Origin of the sequence: Allomesorhizobium camelthorni (assembly GCF_011045125.1) — a bacterium.
Taxonomy (GTDB): domain Bacteria; phylum Pseudomonadota; class Alphaproteobacteria; order Rhizobiales; family Rhizobiaceae; genus Allomesorhizobium; species Allomesorhizobium camelthorni.
In genome coordinates this window covers 1-9,964 of the sequence record NZ_JAAKZF010000125.1, presented here as the reverse complement: position 1 = coordinate 9,964, position 9,964 = coordinate 1, and the positions used below count along the sequence as shown (strand labels likewise).

Genomic DNA, 9,964 nt, shown 5'->3' with positions numbered 1-9,964 from the left:
GTCGTGGTTTGGCGCCGCGTTGCAACACTTCGGCAGTTTCGTTAGCGGCTTCGCCCCAGTCTGGTGCGGCAGTGCCCAGATGTACCCTCTGGAAGTGGTCCAGATCGACCATACGAAGGCCGACGTCTTCGTCGTCGACGAGGAGACCCGGCAGCCGATCGGCCGGCCGTGGCTGACATTGTCGATGGACGTGTGCAGTCGAATGGTCACGGGGTTCTATCTGACGATGGAGGCACCGTCCCGGCTGTCAACCAGCCTGTGCCTGCTGCACTCCGTCTTCGACAAATCGGCATGGCTGAGGGAGCGCGAGATAAGGGAGCCATGGCCCGTCGCCGGCCTGCCGGACACGTTGCACGTCGACAACGGTCCAGATTTCCGGAGTCGGGCTTTCAAGAGAGGATGCCAGGATGCCGGCATCGCGATCGAATGGCGGCCACGGGGCGAGCCGCACTTCGGCGGTCATATCGAGCGTCTGATCGGCACGCAGATGGGGAGACTGCACCTCCTGCCCGGAACGACCTTCAGCAATGCGCAGGAGCTTGGCGAATACAATTCCAAGCGGCATGCGGCGCTTACGCTGCGGGAACTCGAGCGGTACATCGCTCTCGACATCGTGGGCGCCTATCATCAGTCGATCCACAGTAGCCATGGCCGGCCGCCGATCGCGGTATGGCGGGAGCATGAGGGCGAGATTCTGCTTCGGTTGCCCCAGGATCGCTTACGCTTTTGGCTTACCTTCCTACCCGAGCAGGAGCGCACGCTGCGCCCGACCGGTATTCATCTGTTCGGCCTGCGCTATTGATCGGCGGCGCTCAGCGCCGACGTCGGGCGTTCGGACCGGCGCCTGCTTGGGCCACGCAGCCCCCTAACCCCTAACGGCCCTCCGTCAATTGTCGTCATCATCGTCTGCGTTGCCACATCAGCACCATGAAGTAAGGCCCACCCACCAGAGCAGCCAGCAACCCCGCCGGAATCTGCCACGGGAAAATGAGCATCCGGCCCGCCCAGTCGGCCGAAACGAGGATCATGCCGCCAAGGATCGCGGATCCGAAAAGCTGCGGCAAGGCGCGTTGGAAGCCGAGCATGCGGGCCATGTGCGGCGCCATCAATCCGACGAAGCTCAGCGGCCCGATGACAAGCGTAGCTATTGTCGTCGGCACCGAAGCGAGCACCAGGAGGACGATGCGCACGCGATCGAGGCCAAGCCCGAGCCCGCGCGAGGCGGCTTCTCCGAGCGGCAGGATTTCCAGCCAGCGGATTGTGAGGGGCATGATGGCCAGCAGGACAGTCGCCGTCACTGCTGCAATTATGGCATCGGCGGCGGTGGCTCGATAGGTGGAACCTGACAGCCAGGCGATGAGCGTATCGAGCCGCGGATCGCCGCTGGCGAGCATGACTGCTGAGAACGCCGACGCCATCGTCGCGACAGCGACGCCGGTAAGCAGCAACCGATCATGCGCGAGAGCCTGCCGGCGACCCGTCTGCGAAATCATCGCCAAGCTGACCAGAGCCCCGACGAGACCGGCCGCGATCATCACCGGGCGGTTGACATCCGAAGTCGCGACGAAGAGCAGCAGGATGCCAAGCGAGGCGCCGCCGGAAATACCCAGCACCTCGGGCGCCGCCATCGGATTGCCGGTCATCCTCTGCATCAGCATGCCGACCACGCCCAGCATCATGCCAGCGGAAAGCGCAACGGCGACGCGCGGCGCCCTGAGCGGCAGGAGGTCGGCAAGTTCGGAAGCCGATGCCACATGCCAGCCGGCCGCGCCTCGCCCGACAACGAGCGCGGCGCAGAGAACAAGCGCCATCGCAACCAGCCCGGGCAGCAGATAGGCCCACCCGCTTCGCCTGCGCACGGAGGACAGCATGGCACCGTCCCGATCCGGGATGGTGCGCAATTTCGGCAGGAGAAGGAACAGCAGCGGCGCCCCGAGGAATGCAGTCGCTACACCTGCCGGTATCTCGGAGGGAAAGGGCATGACCTGCACCAGGCGGTCCGTCAGCCACAAAAGCGAGGCGCCTGCGAGGGGTGCCCAGATCATGCGCTGGCGCAAGGTTCGTGCGCCGGCGAGCCTGACCAGCGCCGGAGCTGCAAGCGCAACGAAGCTGATGACGCCGACAGCTGCGACCACCATGCTGCTCAGCGTGACGGCAACGGTCATCCCCGCCAGCCGCGTCACAACGGGTTTGGTTCCAAGGCTTGCCGCTCCCTCGTCGCTCAGGTCCAGAAGCCGCAGCGGCCGGAGCAGAAGGAAGGCAGCAATGCCGGCCGCCATAAGCCATGGCGCGAACTCGAACGCCACAGCGTCGCCGTTCTGGATCAGCGAACCGCTCTGCCAGATGAAGAGTTCCTCGGAATATTCGCGGTTGGCCGCCATCAGCAGGGCGCTCGCCGAACTGCATGTCAGGCTGACAACCAGGCCAGAGATGATGATCGCGACCGGCGAAAAACTTCGGCCCTGGGCCAGAGCCAAAACCATCAGCGTCGACAGCGCGCCGCCGGCCAGCGCCACCCATTCGCGGCCCTGCTCCAGCGTCCATGGCGCGTAGAGCGTGGCGACCGTCAACGCGACGGTCGCGCCTGCGTTCGTGCCTATGGTCGTCGGCTCGGCGAGGGGATTGCGCAGCACCTGCTGCAGCAGCGTGCCGGCCAAACCGAGCGCCGCGCCGGCCAGCAGACTGATCGCCAAACGTGGCAGAAAGGCGTGACGATAAAGCAGCTGCCGCGGATCGGCAAAATCCGTCACCCCGAGCGCCTGCGACCACATGTCGGCGGGCAACAGGCGCAAAAGCCCGGAAACAGTGAGATATGCGGCGAGCACCGCCGGCACGCCCACGAGGGCGGCGAGCATCCAGCCGCTTCCCATGAAACGGGCACGGTGGTCGGCGGTGAACTGCATGATACTCATGCTTGAGCCAGGAGCGTTGCGAAGCGGGCAGCGGCGGCAAGCCCGCCAAACGGCCATACCGGCGGGATTGTTCTTACATTGCCGGCTTTGACGCTGGGAAGATTCGCCCAGAGACTGCTCTGGTCGATTCTGATCTTCACATGCGGCGGGATTGGATCGAGAGAAATCACGCGCGCCTCGCCGATCGCGACCAACTCTTCGATCCCCAGCGCGGAAAACCCCCAGCTGTCGGTAGCAGCGGTCCAGGCATTGGTGAGGTTCAGCCTGTCGAGCACGTCCTGGAACAGACCGCCCTTGCCGTAGACGCGGACATGACGGTCGTCGAATATGCTGACCACCGCAAGCGGCCCGTCTGCCCGTCCTGACAGTTGCGCCCTGACATCGGCGATGATCGCCGCTGTCTCCTTTATGAGGTGTTGCGCCTCAGCCTCCCGGCCGAGTTGCAAGCCAAGTTTCAGCGTTTCAATTTCGGCCTGCCGATAAGGCGCTTCGGTACCGTCGTAGAAGGGCACGCTGTGCAGCGGCGCGATACGCTTGAAGGGGCCCTCGTCGAGCCCGTAGCCGTAAGCGCCAGCAATCAGGTCGGGCTCAAGCTCCAGAAGCAACTCGAGGTTCGGCTCGCCACGCGAGCCGAGGTCGAGGCAATCGGCGGGAAGTTCGGGAGCCACCACCCAATCGCGATAGCCTTTGATGTCGGCGACCGCGACCGGCGAAACGCCGAGCGAGACGAGCATCTCCGCGGAAGTCCATTCCAGGCATGCGATACGTTGCGGCGCGGCGGCAGGCGCCGGCAGCGTGCCTGCCGTCCACCACGCGGCCGCGAGGCCGCCAACCAGTTGGCGCCGCGTCAGCTGCGAGACGGCGGCGCACTCGCTTGCCGGTCCGCCGTGCCCTACCAACGGTATTTCATCGAGCCGGTGATCTTCCGGCCCTCTCCGGGGTAGCAGCCGAAACCCGCGTCGGAACAGGAGGCGATGTATTCCTTGTTGAACAAGTTGGTGGCATTGAGCTGGAAATTGAGATTCTGCCACTCATAGTGGACCGCGGCATCGAACAAGGTCACCGACGGTACCTTGAAGGAATTAGCGTCGTCGCCGTAGGTCTCGCCGATGTAGCGGATGCCGCCGCCCAGCCCCAGCCCCTCGAGCACGCCGCTCTGGATCGTGTAGTCGGCCCAAAGCGAGACCCTATGCTGCGGAACGCCATAAGGCGTATTGCCCTCGGTCCCTTCACCGTCATCGGTGATCTCGGTGTCGAGGTAGGCATAGGCCACCTTGATGTCGAGTCCGTTGTCGAGGCTCGCGACCCCTTCGGCCTCCATGCCGCGCGAACGGATCTCGCCGGTCTGGAAGGCATCGTTGCCGATATGGCGGACCACGTTCTGCTTGGTGAGGTCGAAGGCAGCGACGGTGATGAAGGCATTCCAACCGACCGGCTGGTACTTGATGCCGACCTCGTACTGCTCGCCGGTCTCCGGCTCAAAAGGCGTCCCGGCGGGATTGTGCTCGAGCTCCGGCAGGAAGGAAGTCGAATAGCTAACATAGGGCGCAAGGCCGATGTCGGAGAGATAAACGAGGCCCGCGCGCCATGTGGTGGCGCTGTCGGACTGCTCGCTGGCGGCGCCGCCGGCGAGATAGTTGACCGTCTCAGTCTGCGTCCAGTCGTGACGGCCGCCGACGGTGAGCGCCCAGTTCTCGAGCTTGATCTGGTCCTGGACGTAGATGCCGGTCTGGCTGTGCGTGGTATCCCTATCCAGATAGGGAGTGAAGGCCGAGATCGGCGAGCCGTAGACCGGGTCGAATATGTCGATCGGGCCGATGTCGGCCGAGGCGCCATAGTCGCTATAGTCAGTATACTGGTAGTCGACCCCGGCGAGCAGCAGATGGGCTAGCGGGCCTGTGTCGAACTCCGCCTGCATCTGGTTGTCGATCGCGAAATTGCCGAAGGTCGACATGCCGAGATCGGCGTAGCGGTTGTAGGTGCGGCCATCGGGCTCGAGGCCTGCGCCGAACACGCCGAACTGCTCGTCATTGTCGAGATAGGAGTAGCGGGCGTTCTGGCGGACCATGAAGGTGTCGTCGATGCGGTGCTCGAACTCGTAGCCGACCATGGCCATCAGCGGGTTGTATTCGTCGAAATCGGGCTCACCGACAAAGCGGTTCAGGGGTATCGAGCCATTCGGATTGGGCAGCACCGTGCCGTTCGCCGGCAGGAACTGAATGCCCCAGCCCACCTTGTCTTTCTGGATCGCCGCAAGCAGTGTCAGGCTGGTGTCGGCATCCGGCTGCCATTTGAGGGCGGGGGCGATGAACAGGCGATCATTGTCGACGTAGTCGGTATAGGACTCGCCCTCGCGGGCAAGACCGGTCAGGCGATAGCTCCATACGCCCGCTTCGTCGAGTTTGCCGCCCATGTCGAACTGGCCCTGGTAGGTGTTGAAGCTGCCGGCGCTGACCTCGACCTCGCGGAAAGTCTCATCCGTCGGCCGCTTGCTGACATAGTTGATGATGCCGCCGGGGCTGTTCTGGCCATAAAGCACCGAGTTCGGACCGCGCAGGATTTCAATGCGCTCGGCGCCATAGGGTTCGAGCGAGAGGAAGGAGGAGAAATCAGATCCTTTCATCCTGAGGCCGTTCACGTAGAAGACTTCGTCCCAAACGTTGAAGCCGCGGATCTGCAGGCCGGAACCGCGCAGGTCGGTTCCCCACAGTTCGCCGGTGACGCCGGCCGTGTAGCGCAGCGCTCCGCCAAGGGTCTCGGCGCCTTGCGCTGCGATCTGATCCGCCGTCACCACGGAGACTGACTGCGGCGTCTCGATCAGCGGCGTGTCGGTCTTGGTGCCGGTGGCGCTGCGGCCCGCGACATAACCTTCGACTGGCCCCCAAGCGTCTTCTATGCGCTGCTCCACTACAATTCGTTCGAGAAGGGTGCTGCCGGCAGGCACGGCCTCCTGCGCGAAAGCCGCCGGAAGGCCCAGAACCCCCAGCCCAAGCACTGTGGACGACAGCAGCCGAAACCGTTTCTTGTTCGCCCAGCCGCGATCGTGAAGGGGAGTGCGATCAGACCGATCTTCTACGGGACCCTCATCGAAATTCGCCAAAACACTCACGCTGCCTCACCCTCATTTCCAGACATTGTGTTTGCACGGGCACGTCGTCCCGAACCACGTAATCTTGACTATTGATGTCATGTTTCCTAGTCAACCCGGGTATCAACCGTGCGCGCCGCGATATCCACCAGTGGTGGTGGCGCGCGACGTGCTTCAAACGAGGTGAACGGCTGTGCCCGCAATCGACGACAAGAAAGCCTTTGTGGCGAGCGAACTCAGTTTCGCGATCGGCCATCGCACGCTGCTCGGCCCGGTGTCGCTCGAACTGGAACGTGGACGCGTCTACGGCCTCATCGGGCACAATGGCTCAGGCAAGAGCACATTGATCAAATTGCTGGCGAGGCAGCAGGCGCCAAGCTCCGGGACCATCACCTTCTCGGGTCACCCGTTGCCGGTCTGGCGCTCGCGCGAGCTCGCCCGGGTTCTTGCCTATCTTCCCCAAACAACGTCCGCGGCGACCGGACTGACCGTGCGGGAACTGGCGGCACTCGGCCGCTACCCCTGGCACGGCGCGCTTGGACGCTTCGGGCGGGACGACCAGCGCCACGTCGACGAAGCCCTCACTCTCACCGACATGACCGGCTTCGCCGACCATCTGGTCGACGAATTGTCGGGCGGCGAACGCCAGAGGGCGTGGATCGCCATGCTGGTGGCGCAGAATGCTACGGTCATGCTCCTCGACGAGCCCATTTCAGCGCTCGACATCGCGCACCAGGAAGAAGTCCTGGGGCTAGTGAGGGGGCTCAGCCAGGAGCGCGGCCTTTGCGTCGTCACGGTGCTGCACGATCCCAACATGGCGGCGCGCCATTGCGACGAGTTGATCGCATTGAAAAACGGAAAGCTGCTGACCCAAGGCACGCCCCACGAGATGATGAAGGACGACGTACTGAAACGCATCTTCGGCGTGGAGATGAGGGTATTTTCCCACCCGATGACGGGCCAACCTATCAGCTATCTGCAGTGACGGGCCCAGTTCCTGCGCCTTCGTGGCGCGTTGTTCTTGGTCGGCAAATCGACGTCATGCTCCCATCCATGAAATTTGCTCTCACGTCTGCCGCGCCTGGATAGCGCACATGGTTCTTCACTGACGCATTGGTAGATGTGCATTTCTCCGCCCTCTCGGCGCACTAGGCAAGCAGATCGTGGCAGCCGAAATGATCAACCTCCAGCGCAATGCGCTCGAGGTTGTTCCACCAGACCCACGGGGGATGTTGTTCATGGCCTGCGCCACGGGTCTTGTGGTCAGCCAAAGCGCTGACAGGCGATAATCGTCGCCCAGCGCTTGGCGGTCATAGCCGCTTACGCCGCGTGTCAAGAGTTCCGCATGGTAGAGGCACACCAGCGGTCGCTCCATACGTCGCCGGCGATCGGGATACCAAAGCATGGCCATCATATAGGCGAGGTCCATCGTCGCTGTGCTGATGTGCCAGCTTTCCCAATCAATAATCCGGCCGCCCTCACTGTTTAGCCACGGCCGACGAACCCGAGCAGCACGACTGGAAGGCGGCGCAGCAACAGCAATACAGCCTCATTGGTTCCGATGATGCGGCGGCTGCGGTCGATTGCATAACACCTCCCATCGCTGCGTCGCGGTCCCGCTCATGATCAGCCTCCGATTGGATGCTTATGTGCTTCTCGTCTAGCTAAAGGGCCGAGTGGTCGACGAGCAATTCGACCGCCTTTGCCATGTCACGGCCGACTTCCACAGAACGCGACAGCGCGATCGCGGTACCAGCGCGGCAGGTCAAAGGCAAACGGACGTGCTCCGCTTACGCAACGTAGGCCGATCGCGCGCGTTCTACAGATTAGGAGGAGCCATGGCCGATCTCACCGCCGGCCTCGCGCGGCGACAGAAGCGAAGGCAATATGTCTAGGTTCAAAGAAGCCCTTGAGCGCGGAAAAGAAGCTCGCCGTCAAGAGATGGAATACGCCCGCGGCAGCGCCGCTCTGAACGGCGACCTTCGGGATCAACAGCGGGCGCCGTCTGATAGCCCGAACCGAACATGTCCCCATTATTCACCCATACCGCCCGTCCTCTGCGTTACTGGTCTCGTGGAATGGCGCTGTCAGTTGGGCTCACCGGGCTCAGCGGCGAGGCTCGGCTTAGGCAGAGATAGGGCGTCAGCCGCCAGTTCGAGCCGGTCCATGCGGAGTAGCCCCCACCCGAAGATCGGATCACGGCCAGGCTCGCCGAGGTCTTCCACCGCGGCGGCGAGCGCGTTCTTCACTTGCGCACGCGTCATTTCCGGCGATCGCGCCCTCATATAGCCGATGGCGGCGGTAACAAAGGGCGCGGCGAAGGAAGTTCCGGTCTTCAGGCGGGCGCCGCGGATCGAGGCCGCCGCCCAGACGTTGACGCCTGGGGCGGCGAAATCGACGTGCTCACCGCGACCGGCACGGCGGTACACTCGGTGGCGGCGGTCGACCGCCGTGGCGACGGTCACGTTCGGATAGGCGGCCGGATAGAGCGGATCGGCGTTCGGCCCCTTGTTGCCGGCTGCCGCCACTATCATGATGTCCTTCTCGGCAATGGCCGCCACAGCTCGTTCCAGAACGGCGTTATCAGGACCGGTCAGGCTGAGATTGATGACATCAACATCCTTCGACGCCACAATGTTCATCGCGCGAACGAGATCGAAGACATCGGTCCTGTCGTCCCGGCCGCTACGGTGGAAGGCATCGACGGCAACCAGCTCCGCATCAGGCAGCAGCCCGGGCGACCGACTGTCCCTCGCACCAACGAGGAGCGCGGCGACAGCAGTGCCGTGGACCTTTGAAGACGGAGCGCGGGCTTTGCCGGACAGATCGGTGAAATCGATGTTTTGATTCACAAGCGCTTCGTGCGTGAGATTGATGCCGGTATCGACGAGACCGATACGTGGGGCTGCGGATGAAATGGCGCTGCTGGTGGTTGGCCAGCCGATGAGTAATCGCGCGAGACAGGGCTGGCTGGAACACTCCGGCTCTGCTTCCGGACGATAGTAGTGATTGAGGTCTGCCGTGACTGCGGGTCTTGCAGTGACGAGGCGCTGACGCGCCTCCGCGAGCGTCAATCCGTCCGGAATGCCAAGCCGTGCGAGGCGGTTACCAATCAGATCCACCTCCTCATCGGCGATGATTTCGAAACCGAGACCCTCGGCTGCGGTCAAGTCTTCTGCAGTTACAACCGCGACGAGCTCGCCCGGCGCATTCACGGCTGGCGGCTGGGTGGCGCGCCTCGCTTGACGTCGCCGCGCCCGCGGGGTGAAGCGATTGAAGAGATTTCGAAGGATCGGAATTCCGTTGGAGCGGGGACGATAGACTTCGCCGCCTCCCCTTCCACTGCGGCTGCCGCCGTATCCGCCGCCGCCATCATCATCGCCGTCATCGTCGTCATCTGCGAGCGCCGTTGAAGCGAAATGAAAGCTCCCAGCGAGCGGCACGAAACCAGGGATGGCGCTTCCCACCAGAAACGCTGCGGCCAGAACAAAACGGCAAAGGAAACGAGCCACTGTGGTATTTCTCCTGACCAACTGAATGACCCGCGCCCGATGAGCATAAGTGCCGCGCGAGGCTATCGGCAAAGGCTTCGGTTACGTGCGACGGCTCCAGCGGCTTCAGGCGCCTTCCCGTCGTACGCGTCATGCCGATGAAGCGAACGGATCAGCTGCGGTCTTATTCCACAATTCCCCATCTTGAGATCGAAAATCTGGGCCCGAGCAGCGATTACGCCACTCGCAGCGTGCATCAATCGCGGGCAGCGGACGCCAATGCCCCGCCAATGATCCGCGTCGGATTGTGGTTCTATTCAGAAACACTTGCTTACGAAAGCAGGACTTGTGACGCGCTCCGCGTTTAATCAAAGATGATTATTACTGTGCAACAAATCATTGCAGTTAGCTACTGATTTTACACTTTATCTACATTGAGCAGTACCGCAGGAGAAAGCGCGGCAGCGGTCACC

General features: G+C 63.0%; 6 protein-coding genes. 2 read left to right on the top strand and 4 right to left on the bottom strand.

Going from position 1 to position 9,964, the window contains the following annotated elements; all coding sequences use genetic code 11:
* Positions 1-802: integrase catalytic domain-containing protein (locus G6N73_RS32710; RefSeq protein WP_246252757.1), on the top strand; the 802-nt coding region annotated here is incomplete at its 5' end.
* Between the two features lie 97 nt (positions 803-899).
* On the opposite strand, the gene fhuB is transcribed toward G6N73_RS32710, so the two are convergent.
* The 3 genes from fhuB to G6N73_RS32695 are packed head-to-tail and all read right to left on the bottom strand — an operon-like array spanning position 900 to position 6,021.
* Positions 900-2,912 (bottom strand): Fe(3+)-hydroxamate ABC transporter permease FhuB, encoded by a 2,013-nt coding sequence (gene fhuB, locus G6N73_RS32705; protein WP_246252756.1) that lies wholly within the window; start codon positions 2,910-2,912, stop codon positions 900-902.
* Positions 2,909-3,811, bottom strand: coding sequence for an ABC transporter substrate-binding protein (locus G6N73_RS32700; RefSeq protein ID WP_165034070.1), 903 nt, complete (start codon positions 3,809-3,811; stop codon positions 2,909-2,911). Before G6N73_RS32700 ends, fhuB begins: the two co-directional genes overlap by 4 nt.
* Positions 3,805-6,021: a TonB-dependent siderophore receptor gene (locus G6N73_RS32695; protein WP_343044831.1), complete on the bottom strand. Its 2,217-nt coding sequence runs from the start codon at positions 6,019-6,021 to the stop codon at positions 3,805-3,807. Before G6N73_RS32695 ends, G6N73_RS32700 begins: the two co-directional genes overlap by 7 nt.
* Before the next feature lie 172 nt (positions 6,022-6,193).
* Between G6N73_RS32695 and G6N73_RS32690 the strand changes: the two genes are divergently transcribed.
* Positions 6,194-6,985 (top strand): ABC transporter ATP-binding protein, encoded by a 792-nt coding sequence (locus G6N73_RS32690; RefSeq protein WP_425484185.1) that lies wholly within the window; start codon positions 6,194-6,196, stop codon positions 6,983-6,985.
* Between the two features lie 1,102 nt (positions 6,986-8,087).
* Here G6N73_RS32690 and G6N73_RS32685 read toward each other — a convergent pair.
* On the bottom strand, positions 8,088-9,170 hold the full coding sequence (locus G6N73_RS32685; protein WP_165034069.1) for a S8 family serine peptidase: 1,083 nt from the start codon (positions 9,168-9,170) through the stop codon (positions 8,088-8,090).
* Positions 9,171-9,964 lie beyond the last annotated feature (794 nt).

Excerpts from the sequence above, each read along its gene's own strand:
- fhuB (WP_246252756.1), bottom strand. The coding sequence starts at position 2,912 with ATGAGTATCATGCAGTTCACCGCCGACCACCGTGCCCGTTTCATGGGA.